The sequence below is a fragment of the Bordetella genomosp. 2 genome (genome assembly GCF_002261345.1).
GTDB lineage: Bacteria > Pseudomonadota > Gammaproteobacteria > Burkholderiales > Burkholderiaceae_B > Bordetella_A.
Genome location: NZ_NEVT01000008.1, coordinates 170,490 through 193,594, shown reverse-complemented (window position 1 = coordinate 193,594; position 23,105 = coordinate 170,490). Strand labels below are relative to the sequence as shown.

Annotated in this window: 22 protein-coding genes; 13 read left to right on the top strand and 9 right to left on the bottom strand. The window is 68.1% G+C overall.

The window, feature by feature from the left end; all coding sequences use genetic code 11:
• Window positions 1–8 precede the first annotated feature (8 nt).
• A complete protein-coding gene (gene dcd / locus CAL24_RS19865) occupies window positions 9–572 on the top strand; it encodes a dCTP deaminase (RefSeq protein WP_028352737.1) in 564 nt (187 codons plus the stop codon).
• Here the strand turns inward: dcd and CAL24_RS19860 are convergent, their stop codons facing one another.
• Window positions 573–1,025: a GNAT family N-acetyltransferase gene (locus CAL24_RS19860; protein WP_249278592.1), complete on the bottom strand. Its 453-nt coding sequence runs from the start codon at window positions 1,023–1,025 to the stop codon at window positions 573–575.
• On the bottom strand, window positions 1,022–1,444 hold the full coding sequence (locus CAL24_RS19855; RefSeq protein WP_028352735.1) for a VOC family protein: 423 nt from the start codon (window positions 1,442–1,444) through the stop codon (window positions 1,022–1,024). Before CAL24_RS19855 ends, CAL24_RS19860 begins: the two co-directional genes overlap by 4 nt.
• A 260-nt stretch (window positions 1,445–1,704) precedes the next feature.
• Between CAL24_RS19855 and CAL24_RS19850 the strand changes: the two genes are divergently transcribed.
• Entirely contained in the window at window positions 1,705–2,151 is a 447-nt protein-coding gene (locus CAL24_RS19850; RefSeq protein WP_038852938.1) for a hypothetical protein, read from the top strand.
• Window positions 2,152–2,387: 236 nt separating this feature from the next.
• Window positions 2,388–4,649: an arginine/lysine/ornithine decarboxylase gene (locus CAL24_RS19845; RefSeq protein WP_028352733.1), complete on the top strand. Its 2,262-nt coding sequence runs from the start codon at window positions 2,388–2,390 to the stop codon at window positions 4,647–4,649.
• 49 nt (window positions 4,650–4,698) lie between these two features.
• On the opposite strand, the gene CAL24_RS19840 is transcribed toward CAL24_RS19845, so the two are convergent.
• The 7 genes from CAL24_RS19840 to CAL24_RS19810 all read right to left on the bottom strand — a co-directional run bounded on the left by CAL24_RS19840 (window position 4,699) and on the right by CAL24_RS19810 (window position 12,690).
• On the bottom strand, window positions 4,699–5,109 hold the full coding sequence (locus CAL24_RS19840; protein ID WP_094807692.1) for a Zn-ribbon domain-containing OB-fold protein: 411 nt from the start codon (window positions 5,107–5,109) through the stop codon (window positions 4,699–4,701).
• Between the two features lie 2 nt (window positions 5,110–5,111).
• Window positions 5,112–6,269 (bottom strand): acetyl-CoA acetyltransferase, encoded by a 1,158-nt coding sequence (locus CAL24_RS19835; protein ID WP_094807691.1) that lies wholly within the window; start codon window positions 6,267–6,269, stop codon window positions 5,112–5,114.
• Window positions 6,270–6,304: 35 nt separating this feature from the next.
• Entirely contained in the window at window positions 6,305–7,462 is a 1,158-nt protein-coding gene (locus CAL24_RS19830) for an acyl-CoA dehydrogenase family protein (RefSeq protein WP_094807690.1), read from the bottom strand.
• A gap of 785 nt (window positions 7,463–8,247) precedes the next feature.
• Window positions 8,248–9,789 carry an acyl-CoA synthetase gene (locus CAL24_RS19825; RefSeq protein WP_094807689.1) on the bottom strand — a complete coding sequence of 514 codons (1,542 nt, stop codon included), beginning with the start codon at window positions 9,787–9,789 and terminating at the stop codon, window positions 8,248–8,250.
• Between the two features lie 19 nt (window positions 9,790–9,808).
• Complete coding sequence (locus tag CAL24_RS19820) at window positions 9,809–10,666, bottom strand: MaoC family dehydratase (RefSeq protein ID WP_028352728.1); 858 nt, start codon at window positions 10,664–10,666, stop codon at window positions 9,809–9,811.
• A 55-nt stretch (window positions 10,667–10,721) separates the two neighbouring features.
• A complete protein-coding gene (locus CAL24_RS19815) occupies window positions 10,722–11,699 on the bottom strand; it encodes a Bug family tripartite tricarboxylate transporter substrate binding protein (RefSeq protein WP_028352727.1) in 978 nt (325 codons plus the stop codon).
• Between the two features lie 25 nt (window positions 11,700–11,724).
• The gene (locus CAL24_RS19810; RefSeq protein ID WP_094807688.1) at window positions 11,725–12,690 is read right to left on the bottom strand and encodes a Bug family tripartite tricarboxylate transporter substrate binding protein; all 966 of its coding nucleotides are present in this window, start codon (window positions 12,688–12,690) and stop codon (window positions 11,725–11,727) included.
• 191 nt (window positions 12,691–12,881) lie between these two features.
• Between CAL24_RS19810 and fabG the strand changes: the two genes are divergently transcribed.
• From fabG to CAL24_RS19760, 10 genes are all read left to right on the top strand, one after another.
• Entirely contained in the window at window positions 12,882–13,634 is a 753-nt protein-coding gene (fabG, locus tag CAL24_RS19805; RefSeq protein ID WP_028352725.1) for a 3-oxoacyl-ACP reductase FabG, read from the top strand.
• Between the two features lie 33 nt (window positions 13,635–13,667).
• Entirely contained in the window at window positions 13,668–14,147 is a 480-nt protein-coding gene (locus CAL24_RS19800; RefSeq protein WP_094807687.1) for a MaoC/PaaZ C-terminal domain-containing protein, read from the top strand.
• Complete coding sequence (locus CAL24_RS19795) at window positions 14,144–16,294, top strand: acetate--CoA ligase family protein (RefSeq protein ID WP_094807686.1); 2,151 nt, start codon at window positions 14,144–14,146, stop codon at window positions 16,292–16,294. The genes CAL24_RS19800 and CAL24_RS19795 overlap by 4 nt, the downstream gene beginning before the upstream one ends.
• Window positions 16,291–17,058 (top strand): citryl-CoA lyase, encoded by a 768-nt coding sequence (locus CAL24_RS19790; RefSeq protein WP_094807685.1) that lies wholly within the window; start codon window positions 16,291–16,293, stop codon window positions 17,056–17,058. Before CAL24_RS19795 ends, CAL24_RS19790 begins: the two co-directional genes overlap by 4 nt.
• Window positions 17,055–18,230, top strand: coding sequence for an acyl-CoA dehydrogenase family protein (locus tag CAL24_RS19785; protein ID WP_249278591.1), 1,176 nt, complete (start codon window positions 17,055–17,057; stop codon window positions 18,228–18,230). Before CAL24_RS19790 ends, CAL24_RS19785 begins: the two co-directional genes overlap by 4 nt.
• Window positions 18,231–18,293: 63 nt before the next feature.
• On the top strand, window positions 18,294–19,031 hold the full coding sequence (locus CAL24_RS19780) for an IclR family transcriptional regulator (RefSeq protein WP_028352721.1): 738 nt from the start codon (window positions 18,294–18,296) through the stop codon (window positions 19,029–19,031).
• Between the two features lie 17 nt (window positions 19,032–19,048).
• Window positions 19,049–20,179, top strand: a complete 1,131-nt coding sequence (locus CAL24_RS19775; protein WP_094807684.1) for a CaiB/BaiF CoA transferase family protein — start codon at window positions 19,049–19,051, stop codon at window positions 20,177–20,179.
• Window positions 20,180–20,215: 36 nt separating this feature from the next.
• Complete coding sequence (locus CAL24_RS19770) at window positions 20,216–21,031, top strand: enoyl-CoA hydratase/isomerase family protein (RefSeq protein WP_094807683.1); 816 nt, start codon at window positions 20,216–20,218, stop codon at window positions 21,029–21,031.
• Between the two features lie 196 nt (window positions 21,032–21,227).
• Window positions 21,228–22,433 carry an NAD(P)/FAD-dependent oxidoreductase gene (locus CAL24_RS19765; RefSeq protein ID WP_094807682.1) on the top strand — a complete coding sequence of 402 codons (1,206 nt, stop codon included), beginning with the start codon at window positions 21,228–21,230 and terminating at the stop codon, window positions 22,431–22,433.
• A 163-nt stretch (window positions 22,434–22,596) separates the two neighbouring features.
• Window positions 22,597–23,076: a hypothetical protein gene (locus CAL24_RS19760; protein WP_094807681.1), complete on the top strand. Its 480-nt coding sequence runs from the start codon at window positions 22,597–22,599 to the stop codon at window positions 23,074–23,076.
• Window positions 23,077–23,105 lie beyond the last annotated feature (29 nt).

The window sequence follows — 23,105 nt, the reverse complement described above, 5'->3', positions numbered from 1 at the left end:
ACCCCACCATGAGCATCAAAAGCGACCGCTGGATCCGACGCGCGGCCGAGGCCGGCATGATCGAACCGTACGAGCCCGGACAGGTGCGCACCGCCAACGGCGACCGCATCGTCAGCTATGGCACCAGCAGCTACGGCTACGACGTCCGCTGCGCCGACGAGTTCAAGATCTTCACCAACATCAACTCAACCATCGTCGACCCCAAGCAGTTCGACGAAAAGTCGTTCGTCGACTTCAAGGGCGACGTGTGCATCATCCCGCCCAACTCGTTCGCGCTGGCGCGCACGGTGGAATACTTCCGCATTCCGCGCAGCGTGCTCACCATCTGCCTGGGCAAGAGCACCTACGCGCGCTGCGGCATCATCGTCAACGTGACGCCGCTCGAACCCGAATGGGAAGGCCACGTCACGCTCGAGTTCTCCAACACCACGCCGCTGCCCGCCAAGATCTACGCCGGCGAAGGCTGCGCCCAGATGCTGTTCCTGGAAAGCGACGAGGTCTGCGAAACGTCCTACCGCGATCGCGGCGGCAAGTACCAGGGCCAGCGCGGCGTCACCCTGCCGCGCACCTGATCATCCGGCCGCGGCCGGCCGCAGGTAGTCGATGTCCCATTCGGTTTCGGCTACCTGCACGAAGCCGTGGCGGCGATAAAAGCGGTTCGCGTCGCTGCCGCGCAGGGCGCCTACCCGCAGCGCCAGTCCCGCCGCGTCGGCCTGCGCGATGATATGCCGCATCACCTGGCTGCCCAGGCCCTGGCCGCACTCCGCCGGCAGCAAATACAAATGGTCGAGCCGCAGCGCGCCGTCGGCGGGGCCCACGGCATAGAAGCCGATGCGGCGCCCGTCGAGTTCGATGCCATAGGTGCGGACGGGGTCGAAGTTGTCGCGCAGCCGTTGCCGCGAGCGCTGCGGGTCGTAGCGGCCGAGCTGTTCCAGGCTGGCCCGCATCGCGGCGGCGCGCAGTTCGGCCAGGGCGTCGAAATCGGCTGCGGCGACGGGCCGGTAGATGAGGCTGGCGGAGGTCACGGCGGGCTGTTTTCCACGGTCGAGATCGCGTCGTAGCCTTGCCCCAGGAACTGCAGGATGCACAGGCCATGGCCGAACGGGTCGCACAGGTGGGCGATGCGGCCCCACGCATGGGTCTGCGGCGGGTCCTCCAGTACCGCGCCGGCCGCCACCGCCGTGCCGACCGCGGCGTCGACGTCGTCCACCACGAAATCCAGGTGCACCGGCGTCCAGTGGCGCGCATAGTCGCGGCCGCCCGCCACGGTGCCGGCCGGGCGGGACCCCTGCGCCTTGCGCAGCAGGTAGATGGGCGCTCCCGCGCCCGTCAATTCGGCGCCGTCGGCGCCGAAACGGCGCGTCACTTCGAATCCGAAAGCGTCGCGATAAAACTGGATGGCGCGATCCAGGTCATCGACGTCGATATTGATCAGGACTTGCATGCGGCCTCCGGACCCGTGTGACGTTGCGCATGCGCAACAAAAAGGCGTGTCGCTTGGTGTCAGTATCGCGCGGCGGCGTTGCCGCTTCAAGGCGCTATGGCCGCGGCCATGCCGCGCTTCGCCGCGGCGGGCGCGCGCGTGACATGTCGTTGGGGTTCGTAACGAGGCTCGAACAGCGGCCCCGTACGCGCTGTTGCCCGCCAAACCCGGCAAATATAATGAACTTACCTTGTCGCCGGTTGCCGGCGCGGGAGGCAATGATGCTAGGTTTTCTGAAGAAGACGCAGGAAGTCGACGAAGAGGTGCAGGACGAGTTCATCGAGCGCGTCAATGGCGCGGCCCAGGCCTTCCTGGCCGCCGTGCCGGACACCTCGTCATTCGATTATTCGGTCGCCAGCGTGACCGCCCTGGATGGCGTGCTCGAACAGGCGCACCAAGGCGCCCTGGCCCTGACGCCGATCCAGTCGGTGGGCGCGGCCGCCTACCTGTACGAAGTGGCGCGGCGCCATTATGGCGGCCTCTACGAGGTCTGCGACGACGACGATCCGGTCGTGCTGGTCACCGGCGAACCCGACTTCGACGTCTGCCTGTGCGCCATCTCCAAGGTAGAGCGGCGCATCCGTGGCGGCACAGCCGAGTCGCTGCCGGAATTCTTCCAGCACTACGTGCGCGCGGTCATGGACCGCGCCTCCATCACCATCCGCTGACGCCCCGCGGGCGTTCCTGTCGACGGGCGGCGCGCCACGCCGCCGGCCCGGCGCCGCCGCGCCCGGCGGCGCCGGGCATGCCGCGTGCTGCGCCCGCCTGCGGCCGGTGGCAAAGCGTCCTACAATTCCCCTCCGTGCGAAACCGCCGTCCGCGCCGGTTCGCCGCTCTGTCACCCTGCCGTCCCCGACTGGCAGTACACTCGCCTCCGTTTTGCCTCGCCCCCAGGAGCGCCCGCATGAAATTCCGCTTCCCCATTTTCATCATCGACGAAGACTATCGTTCCGAGAACGCCTCGGGCCTGGGGATTCGCGCGCTGGCCTCCGCGATCGAGGCCGAGGGCGTCGAGGTGATCGGCGTCACCAGCTATGGCGACCTCAGTTCGTTCGCCCAGCAGCAAAGCCGGGCCAGCGCCTTCATCCTGTCAATCGACGATGAAGAGTTCGACGTCGACTCGCCGGAGGACGTGGCCAGCGCCATCAAGAACCTGCGGGCCTTCATCGGCGAGCTGCGCTTCCGCAATGCCGACATCCCCATCTACCTGTACGGCGAAACGCGCACCTCGGAGCACATTCCCAACGACATCCTGCGCGAGCTGCATGGCTTCATCCACATGTTCGAGGACACGCCCGAGTTCGTGGCGCGCCACATCATCCGCGAGGCCCGCAGCTATGTCGACGGCCTGCCGCCGCCGTTCTTCCGCGAGCTGGTGAACTACGCGCAGGACGGCTCGTATTCGTGGCACTGCCCCGGCCACTCCGGCGGCGTGGCGTTCCTGAAGAGCCCGGTGGGGCAGATGTTCCACCAGTTCTTCGGCGAGAACATGCTGCGCGCCGACGTCTGCAACGCCGTGGACGAGCTGGGCCAGCTGCTGGACCATACCGGCCCGGTCGCCGAGTCCGAGCTGAACGCCGCGCGCATCTTCCATGCCGATCACTGCTTCTTCGTGACCAACGGCACGTCCACGTCCAACAAGGTCGTCTGGCATGCCAACGTGGCTGCCGGCGACGTGGTGGTGGTGGACCGCAACTGCCACAAGTCGATCCTGCACGCCATCACCATGACGGGCGCGATCCCGGTGTTCCTGCGGCCCACCCGCAACCACCTGGGCATCATCGGGCCGATCCCGTTGGAGGAATTCGACCCCGAGAACATCAAGAAGAAGATCGAGGCCAACCCGTTCGCGCGCGAAGCCGCCAACAAGAAGCCGCGCATCCTGACGCTCACCCAGAGCACCTACGATGGCGTCATCTACAACGTCGAGATGATCAAGAAGCAGCTGGGCGACTATGTCGATACGCTGCACTTCGACGAAGCATGGCTGCCGCACGCCGCCTTCCACGAGTACTACCAGGACATGCACGCCATCGGCCAGGGCCGCCCGCGCCCGCAAGAGCCCATGGTGTTCGCCACGCACTCGACCCACAAGCTGCTGGCGGGCATTTCGCAGGCGTCGCAGATCATCGTGCAGGAATCCGAGTCGCGCAAGCTCGACCGCAACGTGTTCAATGAAGCCTACCTGATGCACACCTCCACGTCGCCGCAGTACGCGATCATCGCGTCGTGCGACGTGGCCGCCGCCATGATGGAGCCGCCCGGCGGCACCGCGCTGGTGGAGGAAAGCATCCGCGAGGCCATGGACTTCCGCCGCGCCATGCGCAAGGTCGAGTCGGAATTCGGCAAGAACGACTGGTGGTTCAAGGTCTGGGGCCCCAACCGGCTGGTTTCGGAAGGCATCGGCAACCGCGACGACTGGGTGCTGGAAGCCAACGATCACTGGCACGGCTTCGGCGAGCTGGCCGACGGCTTCAACATGCTCGACCCGATCAAGGCCACCATCATCACCCCGGGCCTGGACATGTCGGGCAGCTTCGGCGAAACCGGCATCCCCGCCGCGCTGGTCTCGAAGTACCTGGCCGAGCACGGCGTGGTGGTCGAGAAGACGGGCCTGTACTCGTTCTTCATCCTGTTCACCATCGGCATCACCAAGGGACGCTGGAATACGCTCTTGACCGCCTTGCAGCAGTTCAAGGACGACTACGACCGCAACCAGCCGCTGTGGCGCATCCTGCCGGAGTTCTGCCGCGGCCACCGCCGCTACGAGCGCATGGGCCTGCGCGACCTGTGCCAGCAGATCCACGAAGCCTACCGCGAGCGCAACGTGGCGCGCCTGACCACCGAGATGTACCTGAGCGACATGGTTCCGGCGCTCAAGCCGTCGGACGCGTTCGCCCGCATGGCGCACCGCGAGGTCGAGCGGGTCGAGATCGACCAGCTCGAGGGCCGCGTCACCGGCGTGCTGCTCACGCCGTATCCTCCCGGCATCCCGCTGCTGATCCCGGGCGAACGCTTCAACCGCACCATCGTGCAGTACCTGCAGTTCGCCCGCGAGTTCAACGAGCGCTTCCCCGGTTTCGAGACGTACATCCACGGCCTGGCCGAGGACACCGGCCCGGACGGCACCAAGCGCTACTACGTGGATTGCCTCATCGAAGACTGAAGCAGAGGCGCCGAGGCAGAAGCCGCGCCCCGCCGGGGCGCGGTTTTTTTCAGCCGCCGACGCGGAACTGCGGCAGCGCCATGCCGTCCGCCAGCGCTTCGAACACCACTTCGACGCGCGCGCCGATCGCCACCGCCTGCGGCGGGGAATCGACGATATTGGCGATCATGCGGGTGCCTTCGTCCAGGTCGATGGCGGCCACGATGTAAGGCAGGCGTTCCTTCATGTGGGCGTTGGGGGCGCGGTGGTTGATGGTGTAGGTGTAGATGGTGCCCTTGCCGCTGCACGGCAGCCAGTGCAGCTCGTCCGACAGGCAGGCGACGCAGAAGCCGCGCGGGTAGAACTGGCGCGCGCCGCAGGCCCGGCATTCCTGGATGACCAGCCGGCCGGCGGCGGCGGCTTCCCAGTAGGGGCGGGTGACGTCGGTGGGTTGCGGGACGGGACGCTGTGCGGTGTTCATGGTCAGACTCCCAGGATCATGGTGGTATTGGCGGAGAACACCAGCCCCGGCGCGTGCACCAGCGCCAGCCTGGCATCGGGCAGCTGCCGCTCGCAGCATTCGCCCCGCAACTGCTTCACGGCCTCGATCACCAGCAGCATGCCGAACATGCCGGGGTGGTTATACGACAGCCCGCCGCCCGAGGTATTGATGGGAAACGCGCCGCCGGGCGCCAGGCGCCCGCCCGCCACGAAGTCCTTGCCTTCGCCGCGCTTGCAGAATCCCAGTTCTTCGAGCGACTGGATCACGCCGATGGTGAAGTGGTCATAGATCTGCACGACATCGATGTCGTCGCGCGACACGCCGGCCATCGCCAGGGCCTGTTCCGCCGTTTCGGCCACGCGCGTGTCGAGCCAGTCGCTGGTGTTGAACGGCGTGTAGTGGTGCGAGAACGCCTCCGCGATGCCGCGCACGTACACCGGCGGCCGCGCCAGGTCGCGGGCGCGCCCGGCGGCGGTGACGACCAGCGCGCCGCCCGCGTCGGTGACCAGGCAGCAGTCGCGCTGCCGCAGCGGCTCGGCGATATAGGCCGACGCGAGCACGTCGTCGATGGTCAGCGGGTCGCGCTTGTACGCCTTGGGGTTGAGCATGGCCCACTGGCGCGCGGCCACCGCCACCTCCGCGAGGGCTTGCGGCGTGGTGCCGTAGCGGTGCATGTGCAGGCGGGCCACCATGGCGTAGTAGCCGATAGGGCTGAGCTGCCCGTAGGGGGTGATGAACTGCCCGCGCGGGCTGCGCGCGTCTTCGGCCGTCACGCCCAGTTTGCGCGAGCCGTCCGACAGCTGGGTGCTGCCGTAGGTGATCAGCGCCACGTCGCACATGCCGGCCTGGATGGCGGCCATGGCGTGGCGGATGTGCAGCACGTTGGACATGCCGCCCACGTTGGTGGAGTCGACGTAGCGGGGGCGGACGCCGAGGTATTCCGCCACCTGCAGGCCCGAGAACCGGTCGTCGGTATGGGCGAAGACGCCGTCGACGTCGCGCAGGGTCAGCCCGGCGTCGCGCAGTGCCCGCTGGGCGGCCTGGCCCTGCAGTTCCAGCGCGCTCAGTCCGGGCACTTTGCCCAGGTCCGATTCGGCCGCGCCGACGATGGCGACGGATCCCGATAAGTGTTTGGTCATGGATAATTCCCGTCCTTGGTTGTGCCGGCAGGCGCCTACAGGGATCGCGCGATGAGTTCGCGCATGATCTCCGAGGACCCGCCGTAGATGCGGTTGGGGCGCACGTCGGTATAGGCCCGCCCGATGGGGTATTCGCGCATGTAGCCGTAGCCGCCGTAGAACTGCATCAGGTCGTCGATGGCGCGCGTGGCTTCGGTCGCCCAGAGCTTCGCCATGGCCGCGCCGGCGGCATCCAGCTCGCCGGCCATGTAGCGCCCGATGCAGTCGTCCACGAAGGCGCGGGTGGCGGCGGCCAGGGCCTTGATGTCGGCCAGCTTGAAGCGGATATGCTGGTTGTCGATCAGCGCCTTGTCGAAGGCGCGCCGCTCCTTGGTATAGTCGATAGTCCAGTCCAGCGCGGCCTCCAGCGCCGCGGCGCAGCGCACGGCGATCATCAGGCGTTCCCGGACCAGTTCTTTCATCAGGTAGCCGAATCCCTGGCCGGGCTCGCCCAGCAGCGTGTCGGCCGGCACTTCCATGTCCTGGAAGAACAGTTCGCAAGTGTCCTGCGCCTTTTGCCCGACCTTGTCCAGCAGGCGGCCGCGCTTGAATCCGGGCGTGGCCGTGTCGACCCAGAACAGGCTGATGCCGCGCGCGCCCGCGGCCGGGTCGGTCTTGGCCACCACCATCACGCGATCGGCATGCAGGCCGTTGGTAATGAAGGTCTTCTGGCCGTTGACCAGGTAGCCGTGGGCGGTTTTCTGCGCCGTGGTGCGGATGGCTTTCAGGTCGCTGCCGGCGCCCGGTTCGGTCATGGCGACGGCGCCGACGATGTCGCCTTGCGCCATGCCCGGCAGGGAGGCGTGTTTCTGGGCCTCGGTGCCGAAGTTGAGCAGGTACGGGGCGACGATGTCCGAGTGCGTGGTGAAGCCGGTGATGCCGCTCGACAGCGAGCGGGCGATCTCTTCCAGCACTACCACGGTATAGAGAAAGTCGCCGCCGGCGCCGCCGTATTCGTCGGGGATGTTGGTGAGCAGCATGCCGACCCGGCCCGCCTTGCGCCACAGGTCGCGGGGGACGTGCCCGTCGGCTTCCCATTGCGCGTGGAAGGGGCTCACCTCGTCCTGGATGAAGCGCGCGATGGTCCTGCGGAACTCGTCGTGTTCCGCGCTAAAACCTTGCCGCCGGCGCGGGCCGGCCTGGATGTTCGCCATGGGGGTTCCTCAGGGTTGCGTTGATGGGTGTCGATGATTGCTTCGGGGCGTTGGGAGGTTGGGTTCTTGAGGCGCCCGGGCCTGCCGGCGGGGCCGCGGCGGCCACGTCGCTCGGCTCGGGCGCGCCACCAGGCGCCCTCGGCCCCCTACGGGGGCTCCCCTCCCTCCAACTGGTCGCCCCGGCCCCGCCGGCAGGCCCGGGCTCGCAATATCTCCAGTTGGAACTCCCGATGCCTTGCACCGGGCGTGATGCATATGTCGATGCATAGGTGTCTGACACCGTCGTGCCCCAGTCGCGTCGCCATATTCGCGGGCGGTCCTTGCTGCAGGTGTCAGACACCCCTCGCACACGGCCTGCACAAGCAAGACGGTGCGCCAGGGGTGTCTGACAGCGTCGTGCCACGGTCGCACCGCCACGTTCACGGGCGGTCCTCGCTGCAGGTGTCAGACACCCCGCGCACATGGCCTGCACAAGCAGGATGGTGCGCCAGGGGTGTCTGACACCGTCGTGCCACGGTCGCGCCGCCACGTTCATCGACGGCGTTGTCGGACCGGCGCATGTCGCTGTCGCGAGTCCTGGGCGGGGCTGGGGGGCGGGCCGGCCAGTTGGAGCGAGGGTAGCCCCCGCAGGGGGCCGAGGGCGCCTGGTGGCGCGCCCGAGCCGAGCGACGTGGCCGGCCCGCCCCCCAGCCCCGCCCAGGACGCCCCAGGCACCCACGGCCCTGCACCCCACAACACCCCCCATCCCATCCTCCCTCTTGCCCACGGACAAAGCCTCCCTGGCACTAATGGGCAATCCCCATGTTGTCCGGCCAGTAGCGCTGCTTGACCAGGCGCTTGAGCAGCTTGCCCGATTCCGTGCGCGGCATGTCGGTCACGAAGTCGACGCTGCGCGGGCATTTGACGTGCGAGATATGCTCCCGGCAGAAGGCGATCAGTTCGGCGGCCAGCGCATCGCTGGCCGCGTCGGGATCGACCAGCTGCACCACCGCCTTGACCTCCTCGCCGAACTCCTGGTTGGGCACGCCGATCACGGCCACGTCGCGCACGGCCGGGTGCAGGGACAGGCGGTTCTCCGCTTCCTGGGGGTAGATGTTCACGCCGCCGGACACAATCGTGTTGGACAGCCGGTCCGTCAGGTACACATAGCCGTCCTCGTCCACGTATCCCACATCGCCGTAGGTCGCCCAGCCCCGCTTGTTATAGGCATTGCGCGTCTTCTCCGGGTCGTTGTGATACTGGAAGCTGCCGCCGCCGGAAAAATAGATCACCCCCGGCTGGCGCGGCCCCAGCTCGTTGCCGTCGTCGCCCACGATATGCACGCGGCCGAACTCCGGTATGCCCACCGAGCCCTTGTGCCGCAGCCATTCCTGCGAACTGAGCGAGGTGCGGCCCACCAGCTCGGTGCCGCTGTAGTACTCGTACAGGATCGGTCCCCACCAGGCGATCATGGCCTCCTTGACTTCGACCGGGCACGGCGCCGCGGCGTGCACCGCGTAGCGCAGGCTCGACAGGTCGTAGCGGGCGCGCTGCGCGTCGGGCAGGCGCAGCATGCGGATGAACATCGTCGGCACCCATTGCGAATGCGTGACGCGGTGGTCCTGGATGGCGCGCAGGGCCTGCTCGGGATCGAACTTCTCCATCATGACGCAGCGCCCGCCGCCGCGCAGCACGGCCATGTTCCAGCGCACCGGCGCGGTGTGATAGAACGGCGCGGTCGACAAATACACCGTGTCGCGGTCGAACGCCTTCCACGCGCTGCGCTCGGATTCGTCGGCGCGGAAGAAGCGGTTGGCGGTCTCCAGCGGCCGCTTGATGCCCTTGGGCACGCCCGTGGTGCCCGACGAATAGCAGAAATCTGTGCCTTCGGGCGTGTCGGGCAGGCGGACGTCGTCGGCGTGCCCGCCGGTCCAGTCATCGTAGGACTCGAAACCCTCCAGGACATCGTCCATGATGACGCAGGTGGTGCCGCGCGCGTGGCAAGCCTCCACCGACACTTCCTGCAGAGTGTGGCGCGAGCAGAACAGCACTTTCGCGTCGGAGTCGTCCACGATGTACTGCACCTCCTCGCGCTTTAGGTGCCGGCTGACGGTCACGTAGTACAGGCCGATGCGGTGCGCGGCGCAGAGGATCTCGAAGTAGTAGGGATGATTCTCCAGGAATACGGCGATCGAATCGCCCGTCTTCAGGCCGGCCGCCAGCAGCGCGGCCGCGCACTTGCGGCTGCGGCGTTCCAGTTCGGCCCAGGTCACCGCATAGCCGGAAGGGATCATGCAATAGGCGATGCGGTCGGGCGTGTCGATCGCATGGCGTTCTATGGGTTTCATGCGCAAGCTCCTCGTGGGTTCAATCGATGCCGGCCACGCCGTTGCTCAGGACCGCCACATTGCGCTCGTGCGCCCAGGCGCGGAACTGCACCTTGCCGCCGTCGCGCCAGGCTTCGACGCGCAGGGTCTCGCCGGGGTACATCGGCGCGGAAAAGCGCACGGCGAACTGGCGCAGCCGGGCCGGCTCGCCGGGACAATAGGTGCGCAGCAGGGCGCGCGCCGCCATGCCGAAGGTGCACAGGCCATGCAGGATGGGGCGCTCGAAACCCGCCTGGGCCGCCATGGCGGGCAGCGCGTGGATCGGGTTCAGGTCGCCGTTCAACCGGTACAGCAGGGCCGCCTGCGGCAGGCTCGGAATCAGCACCGTGTCGTGCGCGGGCGTGGCGGGGGTCGGCGGCAAGGGTTCGGGCGGCTCGTCGCCCCGGCCGAATCCGCCGTCGGCGCGGCAGAACGACACATGCTCGATGGTCGCCAGCGGGGCGCCGCTATCGGCGTCGCAAACCTCGCGCGCGGTGACCACCAGCGCGCCTTTCTGCGCGCCTTTGTCCACCACGTGCGTGACGCGCGTGCGGCTGGTGACGGCGGCCTCGGCCGGCACCGGGGCGTGAAAGGTCATGCGATGCTCGCCATGCAACAGGCGCAGCCAGTCGATGCCGGTCCCCGGGTCGGCGGTCCATGAGCCGGGCGCGCCCACCACCGCCAGCAGCGTCGGCACCGCCAGCGTGTCCTGCTCGTATACATAGCGCAGGTCGTGTTCATCGTCCGGCCGCTGGCCGTAGCCCAGGGTCAGGGCATAGAGCATGCTGTCGCGGGTGGTGTAGCGGTCGGTGCGGTCGTCGAAATGCCAGTTCCGCAGACGTTCATATTGAATAGCCATGGGGTCGAGATCCTCCTTGGGGGCGTGCCGCCGGTCCGCGCGGGGCCGGCGCGACTTATTCCACTTTGATGCCCGCGGCCTGGATCACCTTGCGCCAGCGCTCGGTCTCCGCGCGCACGAATTGGTCGAATTCGGCGCTGCTGCCGCCGACCGGGTTGCCGCCTTGCTTGACCAGGGCGTCGCGCACGCCCGGGTCGGCCAGCACCTTGTTGAGTTCCGCGTTCAGCCGCTCGACGCGGTCCGGCGGCGTCTTGGCCGACACGAACAGCCCCAGCCAGGTGCCGCCCGTCAACTGCGGATAGCCGAGCTCGGTCACCGTGGGCACGTCGGGCATCAGCGGACTGCGTTCCTTGCTGAACACGGCGATGGCGCGCAGCCGGCCGGCCTCGATCATCGGCTTGGCGGTGATCATGTTGTCGACCATGAAATCCACCTGCCCGCCGACCAGGTCGGTAATGGCGGGCGCCGCGCCCTTGTAGACGACGTTGATGGCCGATATGCCCAGCTCGCCTTTCAGGACTTCGCCGATCAGGTGGCTGGAGGCGCCCATCGTGGAGATGGCCATCGCGATATCGCCATTCTTCGACTTGGCGTAAGACTGCAGCGACGCCAGGTCCTTGACCGGCAGCTTGGGGTTCACTACCAGCACGCTCGGCATCGAGATGACACCGATGACGGGCGCGAAGTCCGACATCTGGTATGGCAGCTTGGAATACAGCGAGTAGTTCGCGGCATTCGGGCCCAGGCTGCCCATGACCAGCGTATGGCCGTCCGGGGCGGCATTCAGCATGCCCTGCATGCCGATGATGCCGCCGCCGCCGGCCATGTTCTCCACCACGACCGGCGAACCGAGCTGCTGGGATAGCTTTTCCCCCACCAGGCGGCTGGTCAGGTCCAGGATGCCGCCCGCCGAACTGGGCGCGATGATGCGCACCGGCTTGGACGGGAAGGCGGAGGCGGCCGGCGCCGGCGCCGCCAGCATCGCCGCCAGGCTGGCGGCTGCGGCCAGAATGGCCGTCTTGGCTTGTCTCATGGTTGTCTCCTTTGGCGCGGGCGGCTCAGTCCAGCTTGAGGGCGTTCTCCGCCACCAGCTTGTTCCATTTTTCGTATTCCGAGCGCAGGAAAGCCTTGGCTTCGGCCGGGCCGCCTTTCATCGGCGTGGCGTACAGGCGTTCGGTGTAGGCCGGGGCCTCGGCGCCGGCGTTGATCTCGGCGACCGCCTCGCTGAGCCGGCGCACGATGTGGTCGGGCACGTTGGCGGGCGCCACCAGCATGTAGGACGCCCCGACGTTGAAGCCTTTCAGGCCCGCCTCGTCCAGCGTGGGCGTGTCGGGAAACACTTTCATGCGTTCCAGGCCGGTGACGGCCAGGATCTTCAGCTTGCCGGCCTGCACCAGGGGCACTTCGGTGGAGACGCTGCCGAACATCATGTCGATGTCGCCGGCCATCAGGGCCACTTCGGCGGGCGATACGCCCTTGTACGGCACATGCGTGAGCTTGGCGCCCGTCATGGCCTTGAAGAGCTCGCCCGACAGGTGGATGGAGGACCCCACGCCGGCCGAACCGAACGTCAGGAACGAATCGGATCGGGTGCCGGCCCGGATGATGTCGTCCACGCTGTTGAACGGCGAATTGGGCGGCACCACCAGCATGTTGGGCGTGGACGCTATCAGGGCGATGGGCGTCAGGTCCTTGTCCCAGTCATATGAATTGCGCTTCAGGGCCGCATTCGACGCAATGTAGTTGGCCCCCATGGCGATGGTGTAGCCGTCCGGCTTGGTCTGGGCCAGCGACTGGATCGCCACATTGCCGCCGGCGCCCGGTCGGTTCTCGACGATGAAGGGCTGCCCCAGCTTGCGGGACAACTGTTCGGCGTAGAAGCGCGCCAGCAGGTCGGTGGCCCCGCCAGGGGCGAAGCCGACATACACCTTGACGGGCTTGTCGGGGTAGTCGGCGCGCGCCGGCAGCGCGCCGGCGGTCGCCACGCCCAGGACCGCCGCGCACAGCAACTTCACAACAGACATTTGTCACCTCCGGATTTGTTATAGGTCTCATGCCGTACTTAATACGACATGTCGAAGAGTATAACGATGTACCGGAATTAATTGCAATGAAATCCGGGTATCCGTATACTTCTCCCGTATGTCGTAGAAAATGTCCAGGTTGGCAGGGCCGTCAGGCTCCGCCGCCGCAGCTCAGCCTCCAAGGGGAAACAATGGATTTGCAACTCACGGGAAAAGTCGCGCTGGTCACCGGGTCGGGCCGAGGCATCGGTTTCGCGTCCGCGCTCGCCATGGCGCGCGAGGGCGCGCGCATTGTCATTACCGATATCAATCCGCAAGCGGTCGACGCGGCCACGCGCCAACTGGCGGACGCCGGCCACCAGGCCATCGGGGTGGTCGCCGATGTCTGCGATGCGCAGCAGGTCCAGGCATTGGCCGAGCGCGCCGTCAGCGAGTTCGGCTCGATCGATATCCTGGTCAACAACGCCGGCTTTACCCGCGACAAGTACTTGACCAAAATGCCCGAAGCCGATTGGGACGCGGTGGTGGACACCATCCTGAAGGGCGCGTACTACTGCACCAAGGCGGCGCTGCCGTCCATGATGGAAAAGCGCTGGGGCCGGGTCATCAACATTGCCTCGCGCGCCCATCTGGGCAACCCCGGGCAAACCAATTATTCAGCGGCCAAGGCGGGGCTGATCGGCTTCACGCGCTCGCTGGCCTACGAGCAGGGCAAGTTCAACATTACGGCCAATGCCATTGCGCCCGGCTTTGTCGAGACCGACCTGATCCGCGCGCTGTCCACCTATGAAACGCTGCGCGCCAACGCGCTGGCCCGCCAGCCCGTGCAGCGGCTCGGCGCGGTGGAAGACATCGCCGACGCCGTCGCGTTCCTGGCGTCCGAGCGGGCCGGCTTCATCACCGGCGAAACCCTGCACGTCACCGGGGGCCGCTACTCGAGCTGACCCGCCGCCCACAAGAACAGGAGACACCACAACATGCATACCCCTGACAGCCCGGCGGGCCGGCAAGCCGCGCTTCCGGACGTGGGCTATACGTTCGAATCGGCCGGCCGCACCATCTCGGAAGCCGACATAGTGCAGTTCGCCTGCCTGTCGGGCGATTTCAACCGGCTGCACGTCGACGCCGAATACGCCAAATCGACCCGCTTCGGGCAGCGCATCGCCCACGGTCTGCTGGTCCTGTCGGTGCTGTCCGGGCTGACCACCCAGACGGTCGCCTACCGCGGCCTCGAGCCCAGCGTGCTGGCCCTGATCGACCTGAACTGCCGTTTTCCCAAGCCCACGTTCATCGGCGATACCGTCCATGCGCGCGTCACCGTCACGGAGTGCGTGCCGGATGCCCGGCCCGGCCGCGTCAAGGTCGTGTTCCGGCGCGAGGCGGTCAACCAGCGCGGCGAGGTCGTGGTGCAGGCGGATTTCGCCATGCTGATGCGCGCGCCGGAGGCCGCCGCATGAAGCCCTTCGCCGATCTCGCGCGCTTCATCAACCCGGTCAATGTCGTGGTGGTGGGGGCCTCGCCCCGGCCCGCCAGCCAGGGCGGGCGCCTGTATGCGAACCTGGTGCGCCACTCGCGCCTGCCTGGCCAGGTGTACGCGGTCAACCCGGCGTACAACGAGATCGACGGCGCGCCATGCTGGCCGTCGATCCGCGAATTGCCCGATGCGCCCATCGACGTGGCGCTGGTCATCGTCAACGCCGGCCGCGTGCTGGATGCCTTGCGCCAGTGCGTCGAGCGCAAGATTCCCTACGCCATCGTCATGTCCTCCGGGTTTTCCGAGGCGGGCGAGGCCGGCCAGGAACTGGAGCGGGCCATCGCCCGCCTGTGCCAGGACACCGGCCTGCACGTGTATGGTCCCAACTGCCCCGGTTTCGTCAATGTGCGCGATCGCATCGGCATGACGTTCTCGCCCGCGTTCCAGCACGACCTGAATGGCGGCGGCATCGGGCTGGCCACCCAGGGCGGCGGGCTGGGCCGCAACCTGCTGCAGGGCCTCAGCCACGGCGAAGGGGTCGGGCTGTGGTTCTCCGCGGGCAACGAAGTCGACCTGGAAATTCCCGATTTCATCGCGTGGATGGCGCAGGACCCCGCCATCAAGGTCATCGGCCTGCTGATGGAAGGCATCAAGGACGGGCGGCGCCTGACGGCGGCGCTGGACCTCGCGCGCCAGCGCGGCAAGCCCGTCGTGGTGCTCAAGGTCGGGCACTCCGAAGCCGGGGCTCGGGCGGCGCAGTCGCATACGGCCTCCATCGCCGGCAGCGCGGCGGTCAACAGCGCGGTATTCCGCCAGTTCGGCGCCATCGAGGTCGAGGACTTGGACCAGTTGCTGGCCGTCACGCGGCTGCTGGCGGTGGCGGCGCCCCGGCCCGGCAGCGGCTTGTGCATCTATACCTTCTCCGGCGGCACCGCCGCCCTGGCCACCGATATCGCCGGCACCGCCGGGCTGCCCATGGCCGTCTTCACCGAGCAGACGAATACGCGGCTGCGCAGCCTGCTGCCGGCGTTCGCCAATATCGCCAACCCGGTCGATACCACCGCCGACATCCTGCGCGATCCCGAAGCCGCCAACACCTGCCTGCGCGTGGTGTGCGACGACCCCAATGTCGGCGCCGTGCTGTTCCCCATCCCGATGGACTACGGCGAGGTCACCGACGGCATTGCGCGGTCGATCATCGAGGTCTCGCAATCTACCGCCACGCCCATCATCCCCGTATGGATGAGCCGACGCATGGGCGGTGGGTTCGAGTTGCTGGAGCGGCATGGGTTGCAGCCCTTCTTGTCGATATCGGGCGCCATCGGCGCGCTGTCGCGCGTCTGGCCCCGCGAGGGCTCGGCGCCGCTCGCCGCGCCGGCGGTGCCTGGCCATTCCGTCGGCGCCGCCGCCGATGGCACGGCCGCGCCGCGCCAATTCAGCGAGGCGCAGGCCAAGGCTGTGCTGCGCCGCGCCGGTTTTCCGCTGCCCCGCAACGAAGTGGCCGGCACGGCGCGCCAGGCCGCCGAGATCGCCGCGCGTATCGGCTTCCCGGTGGTGATGAAGGTCGCCAGTCCCGATATTGCCCACAAGACCGAATGCGGCGGCGTGCGGCTGAACATCGATTCCGCCGCCGCCGCCGCGCAGGCCTATGACAGCATTCTCGCAGCCGTCGCCCAGGCCGCGCCCGCGGCGCGCATCGAAGGCGTGCTGGTGGAAGCCATGCTGCCGGCCGGCGGCCGCGAGATCCTGATCGGCGTGCATCGCGATGCCGCCTATGGCCAGGTGCTGACGTTCGGCCTGGGCGGCATCTTGGTGGAAACCCTGCGCGACACCACGCACCGCATGATCCCCCTGGCGCCGGCCGATGCGCAGGCGATGGTCCGGGAGATCCGCAACGTCGCCATCCTGGACGGCGTGCGCGGGCAGCCGCCCGCCGACCTCGACGCACTGACCGCGCTGATACTGCAAGTCTCGGAATTCGCTTCCCGCCACGCCGGCCGGCTGGTCGAGCTGGAGCTCAACCCGGTATGGGTCGGGGCGCCGGAGCAGGGAGCCATCGCGCTGGACGCGCTCATCATCGCGTCCGGCGAACTCGAGCAGAACGCCATCGAACCGGAGCAGACCGCATGACCCTACGCACCAGCATCGGCTATGCCACCACGGAAGACATCTTCGTGCGGGGCAAGAACCTGTCCACCGACATCATCCCGAATGCCGATTTCGTCGACATGGCGTGCCTGTGCATTCTGGGCCATTATCCAGAGCCCAGGTTCAAGCGCATGATGAACGTCATCCTGGTGACGTCCTGCGACCATGGCTTCACGCCTATCTCCATGGCGGCCCGCCTGACGTACCTGGGCGCGCCCGAATCGCTCCAGGGCGCGGTGGCCGCGGGGCTGCTGGGCGCGGGCGACCGCTACCTGGGCGTGACCCAGAACGTGGCCCAGATGCTCACGGAAGAAACCCACGGCCTGGCGGCCGACAGCCCGGCCGGCCAGTTCCGGGACCGCGCGCGCGACCTGCTGACGCGCTACACCGCGCAGAAGAGAAAGATCGCCGGCGTCGGGCATCCCATCCACGTCGACGGCGATCCGCGCGTCGGCGCGCTGCGCACGGTGTCGCAAGAGAACGGCTACTACGGCAAATGCTGGCACCTGCTGGACGCCATCGCCGACGTCCACCAGGCCGAATTCGGCAAGTTCCTGCCCATCAACGGCGCCGGCGCCATGGGCGCCATCGCCGCGGACATGGGGCTGGACCCGAAGGCGGCGCGCGGCCTGGCGTTGGTGGGCCGCACCGCCGGCCTGATCGCGCACATCATCGAGGAAGCGGGCGCGCCCACGGCGCCGCAGATGTGGAAGCTGGTACTGCAGGCGGAGCAGTGCGAGCCATGAACGCCATGCCGGATCTGCCCATGAATTTCCAGTTGTCCGCGGACCAGGTGGAACTGCAGGATGCCCTGCGGCGCTACCTGCAGAGCGAGGTCGCGCCCATCGTCGACGAATATGAGGCCCAATCGCGCATGGTGCCGGCGCAGGTCGTGCGCGCCATGCACGACTTCGGCCTGCTGGGCGGCCTGTTGCCCGAAGCCAGCGGCGGTTTCGCATTGCCCATGACCACCTACGGCATGCTGATCGCCGAAGTCGCGCGCGTGTGGCCGTCGCTGCGCAGCATCGTCAGCACCAGCAACCTGGCGGCTTCCGTGCTGGCAGATGGCGGTTCGCCGGAACTGAAGCAAAAGTACCTGCCGCGCATACTCAGCGGCGAGGCGATCGCCAGCTTCGCCCTGAGCGAACCCAACATCGGCTCGGACGCCGCCAACATCGAAACGCGGGCGGTGCCCACCGGGCAGGGCTGGAAGGTCAGCGGCCGCAAGCTCTACATCAGCCTGGGGCCCGTATGCGAGCTCGGCGTGGTGTTCGTCCGGACCGGCGAGGCGGGCCGCCGCCAAGTGTCCTGCCTGTTGTTCGAGAGCAAGATGCCGGGGTTCTCGGTCAGCGCGATTCCCAAGATGGGCATGCACAGCTGCCCGCTGGGCGAACTGCTGTTCGACGATGTCGAGATCCCGCGCGAGCATCTTGTCGGCGCGGAAGGCGCCGGTTTCGCGCTCGCCAAGAAGTACCTGAATATCGGCCGCTGTGTGGTGGCGTTCTCGGCGCTCGGCATTGCCGAGGCCGCCTGCGAGGCCGCGGTGCGCTATGCCGGCGAGCGAGTCCAGTTCGGCCGGCCGATTGCCGGGTTCCAGTTGGTCCAGCATATGATTGCAGACATGTTGACGCTGGTGGAGACCTCGCGCCTGCTGTGCTACAGGGCCGCCGACGCGCTCGATCGCGACGCGCCCGACAGTCACATGCTCTGCTCGATGGCCAAGCGCCATGCCACCGACGCCGTGCTGCGCGTGGCCGAGCAGGCATTGCAGGTGCACGGCGGCGCGGGCTATACGGCCTTGTTCCCGGTCGAGCGTTATTATCGCGACGCACGGCACCTGAGCATTGCCGAGGGAACCAACCAGATCCAGTCGCTGCTGATCGCGCAGAGCGTCTTGGGCGTTTCGGCCTTGAAGTGATCGGCAGCGCAATGGACCGCCCGTCATCCTCATAGCGACCTTCACCGCCAACCATCGAAGCCCATGCCCCAGATTCTCCCGACCGCACAACGTGTACTTCAAGTGTTCGAGGTCTACGCCAGAGAGCGCCGGCCGCTGAGCAACTCGGAAATGGCCCGGCTGCTCGGCCTGGCGGACAGCAGCTGTTCCGACCTGTTGTATACCCTGCGGCAGGCGGGCTATCTGCTGCGCGCGCCCAAGACCCGCTTCTTCCATCCGACCGCGCGCCTGCTGGACGTGGCGAAGGGCATCGCGGCCGCCGACCCCATGCAGATCTTCGCGGCGGAAGCGCTGGAGATCCTCAGCCGGCAGTCGGGCGAGTCGTCCATGTGCGCGCACCTGGACGGCAACCGCGTGCAGATATTCGCCTGCCAGGAAAGCCCGCGGGCGCTGCGGTACGTGCTCAAGCCCGGCACGATGGTGGACCTGCACACCTCCGCGCTGGGCAAGGCCCTGCTGGGCACCATGGACGCCAAGGCCCGCGATGCGCTGATCGAAACCCTGCCCATGGCCGCCGTCACCAGCAAGAGCATCGTGGACAAGGAGGCGTTCCGCAAGCAGATCATCGAAGGCCGCGAGAAAAAATACTATTTCACCAAGGACGAGGGCAACGAAGGCGTGTTCGCCATCGGCATCGCGGGATACGTCGGCGGCCAGCTGACCGCCATGTCGGTGGTGGGGCCCACCTCGCGCATGGAAAAGAACTTCGACGCCAATGTGGCGATCATGCTCAAGGCGCGCGCCGAGTTTTTCGAATCATAGGCAATGCTGGGGGAGACATGCCAGGACCACTGAACGGGCTGCGGATACTGGAACTGGCTGGAATCGGGCCGGGGCCGTTCTGCGCCATGATGCTCGCCGACCTGGGGGCCGAAGTCATCAGGATCGACCGCAAGGCCCCGGGTTTCCTGGGCGGGGGCGGCACCATCGTGGACCGGGGGCGGCGCTCCCTGGCGCTGGATATCAAGCAGCCCGACGCGACCGCCATCGTGCTGGATCTGGTGGAGTCGTCGGACGCATTGATAGAAGGGTTTCGTCCCGGCGTCATGGAGCGCCTGGGGCTGGGGCCGGATGTCTGCCTGGCGCGCAATCCCCGGCTGGTGTACGGCCGCATGACCGGCTGGGGGCAGACCGGTCCGCTGGCCCAGGCCGCGGGGCATGACCTGAACTACATCGCCATCACCGGCGCGCTGTGCGCCATGGGGCATGCCGACCGGCCGCCCACCCCGCCCCTGCATCTGCTGGGCGATATCGGCGGCGGCGGCATGATGCTGGCGCTGGGCATCGTCAGCGCGGTGTTCGAGGCGCGCCAGAGCGGCCAGGGCCAGGTGGTGGACGCCGCGATCTGCGATGGCGTGTCCACCCTGGCCACCGCCTACCATGGCATGCTGGCCAGCGGCAAATGGACGCTGGACCGGCAGGCGAACATGCTGGATGGCGGCGCGCCGTTCTATGGGTGCTATGCCTGCGCCGACGGCAAGTTCATTTCCGTCGGGGCGATCGAGCCGCAGTTCTACGCGTTGCTGCTGGAACGCTGCGGCCTGGATGACCCCGACTTCCAGGCGCAATGGGACCGGGCCGCGTGGCCGGCGCTGCGCGGCAAGCTGGAGCGCCTGTTCGCGACCCGCACGCGCCAGCAATGGTGCGAGCTGCTCGAAGGCACCGATGCCTGCTTCGCGCCCGTGCTGGATTTCGAAGAAGCCCGCGCCCACCCGCATCACCGGGCGCGCAACAGCTTCCAGGAGACCGACGGCATCGTCCATCCGGCCCCGGCGCCGCGCTTCAGCCGCACCCAGGGCGCGCCCGGGCCGGTCACCCGGGCGGGGCAGCACACCGATGCCCTGCTGGCCGAACTGGGGCATTCGGCCGACGATATCGCCCGGCTCAGGCAGCGGGGCGTCATTGCCTGACCGCGCCGCAACCGCCGTTGCATTCAAGGAGACATCATGCAGGAACCCCGCCGGACATACCAGGCGATCCAGTTCGCGATCGCCGATCACGTCGCTACGCTGACGCTGAACCGGCCCGAGCGGCGCAACGCGCTGGACCAGACCATGCGCGCCGAACTGGGCGAGGCCGTGGCCGCCGTGCGCCGCGACCGCGCCATCAAGGTGTTGATCCTGCAGGGGGCGGGCGGCGCCTTCTGCGCAGGCGGCGACATCAGCACGATGACCGCCGACACGGCGGCCGATGCGGCGCGCGACCGGATGCTGAACCTGCAGATCGTCATCGCCGACCTGCTCAACCTGGACCGGCCCATCATCGCCGTGGTGGACGGGCCGGCCTACGGCGCCGGGGTCGGGCTGGCGCTGACCGCCGACCTGGTCCTGGCCTCGCCCCGCGCCCGTTTCTGCCTGTCGTTCCTGCGGCTGGGCGCCGTGCCGGATTGCGGCGTGTTCTATACGCTGCCCCGCATCGTCGGCCTGCAGCGGGCCAAGGAGCTGGCGTTCTCCACCCGCGAGTTCGGCGCTGAGGAGGCCCGCGACATGGGCATGGTGTTCGAGGTGGTCGCCGAATCGCAGGTGCACTCGCGCGCCCAGGCGCTGGCCGCCAGCATGAGCAAACTGCCGCTGACCGCCCTGAGCCTGACCAAGCGGCTGTTCAACGCCTCGCTGAACAGCGACCTGAACACCATGCTGGACCTGGAGGCCGCCGGCCAGGGCATTGCGCGCTCCACGGCCTTCCACCGGGAGGCCGCCGCCCGCTTCATCGACAAGCGCCCGCCGGTCTATCGCTGGGGCGCGGACGAGGAGCAGGCCTAGGGTTCGATCGCCCGGCTGGCGTCCCGCATGCGCCGGCGTCCGGCGGGGCCGCCCGCGCAATGGCCGGCGATCTGGTCAAATAGCGGGCTATGCCCTTGCCGCCCCGCCCCCATTGCCCCATCGCCGGCCTGCGCCGGATCGCCGTGCGCGCCGCCGTCGTCGTGCGTGGCCAGCCCGGCTGCCGGACCGCCGCGCCATGAGCGCCTACGACGTTGCCGTCATCGGCGCCGGCGCGGCCGGCATGATGTGCGCCGCCGTGGCCGGCCAGCGCGGCCTGCGGGTCGTACTGGTCGACCACGCCGAGCGGCTGGCCGAGAAAATCCGCATTTCCGGCGGCGGCCGCTGCAATTTCACCAACATCGGCGCCGGCCCGGCCAACTTCCTGTCCGACAACCCGCATTTCTGCCGCTCGGCGCTGGCGGGCTATACGCCGCAGGATTTCCTGGCGCTGGTGCGGCGCCACCGCATCGCCTGGCACGAGAAGCATCGCGGCCAGCTGTTCTGCGACGACAGCAGCGAAGCCATCATCGAGATGCTGCGCGCCGAGTGCCAGTCCGGCGGCGTGCATTGGCGCATGCCGTGCCGCGTGGCGGAGATCGGCCGCGAGGAGGCGGGCTACGTGCTGCGCACCAGCCAGGACGAGATTCGCGCCGCCAAGCTGGTCATGGCCACCGGCGGCATGGCGATCCCGCAACTGGGCGCCACCGATTTCGCCCTGAAGGTGGCGCGGCAGTTCGGCCTGAAGGTGATCGAGCCCCGGCCGGCCCTGGTTCCGCTGACGTTCGACCCGGCGCATTGGCGGCCCTACGCCGAACTCTCGGGAGTGGCGCTGGAAGTTTCGCTCAGCACCGGCGCCGGACGCGCGCGCGGCGAGTTCCTGGAAGACTTGCTGTTCACGCATCGCGGGCTGTCCGGGCCGGCCATCCTGCAGATATCCAGTTACTGGCAGCCCGGCGAACCCATCGTGCTGGACCTCGCGCCCGGCCGCGACCTGGCGGCCGAGCTGATCGCCGCCAAGCCCGGCAGCCGCCAGCAATTGCACACGGTGCTGGCCGGGCTCTGGCCGCGGCGGCTGGCCGACCAGTGGCTGCAGGCAGAGCAGGGCGGCGGCAGCAAGCTGGCCGCCGCGCGGCTGGCCGACACGCCCGACAAGGTCTTGCGCGCGCTGGCCGCCGATATCCACCAGTGGCGCCTGGTGCCCAGCGGCACGGCGGGCTACAAGAAGGCCGAAGTCATGCGGGGCGGGGTCGATACCCGCGGCCTGGACCAGAAATCCATGCAGGCGCGCGGCGTGCCTGGGCTTTACTTCATCGGCGAGGCGGTGGATGTCACCGGCTGGCTGGGCGGCTATAACTTCCAGTGGGCCTGGGCCTCCGGCGTGGCCTGCGGCCGCGCCCTCTAGTCGATTCACGCAGAGGCAGCCCGGCGCTGGCGCGGTGCCGGGGGGTACGGTGCGGCGCCGGGGCGCTGCGGCCAGGTCTTCTTGCCGGCGTTGTTATATTAAATAAAAATGACTATCATTTGAATTATCTTTAACGGAAATTCGCCAGCCTGAGGGAGACGTCATGGTCCAGATGGCACCGCTGCCCGTATCCATGCCGCAGTTCGCCGCCGAGGAGCCCTGCGTGGGCGCCTGGCAGCGTGCCACGCTGCGCGGCAACCGGGCGCTGGCGCGCGGCGATGCCGCGGCGGCCCTGCTGCAATACCGCGCCGCGCTCAGCCTGGCCGACACTTTGCCCGGCCGGGCCCTGGACGCGGATGCGGCTGTCGCGGCGCTGGTGGTGTCGCACCACAACCTGGCCGAGCTGCACGAGCGCGCCGGTCGGTTCGACCAGGCGGCCGCGCACTTCGGCCAGGCACACGAGTTGCTGCATGAAATGGGGCTGGATGTCGCGTTGGAGCCGCGCTGGCGCGAGGCCGCCTGGCGCCACGGCCGCGTGACCTATGCCGAACTGCTGCAGTTCCTGCGGCGCCACCCGGGTCACCCGCGAGCCGCCCGCGCCGCCGCGCTGCCCTGGCGCGACGGCGCCGAACCGCAGCATTGAGCGCGTCGGCCCGCCGGCGCGATGAACCG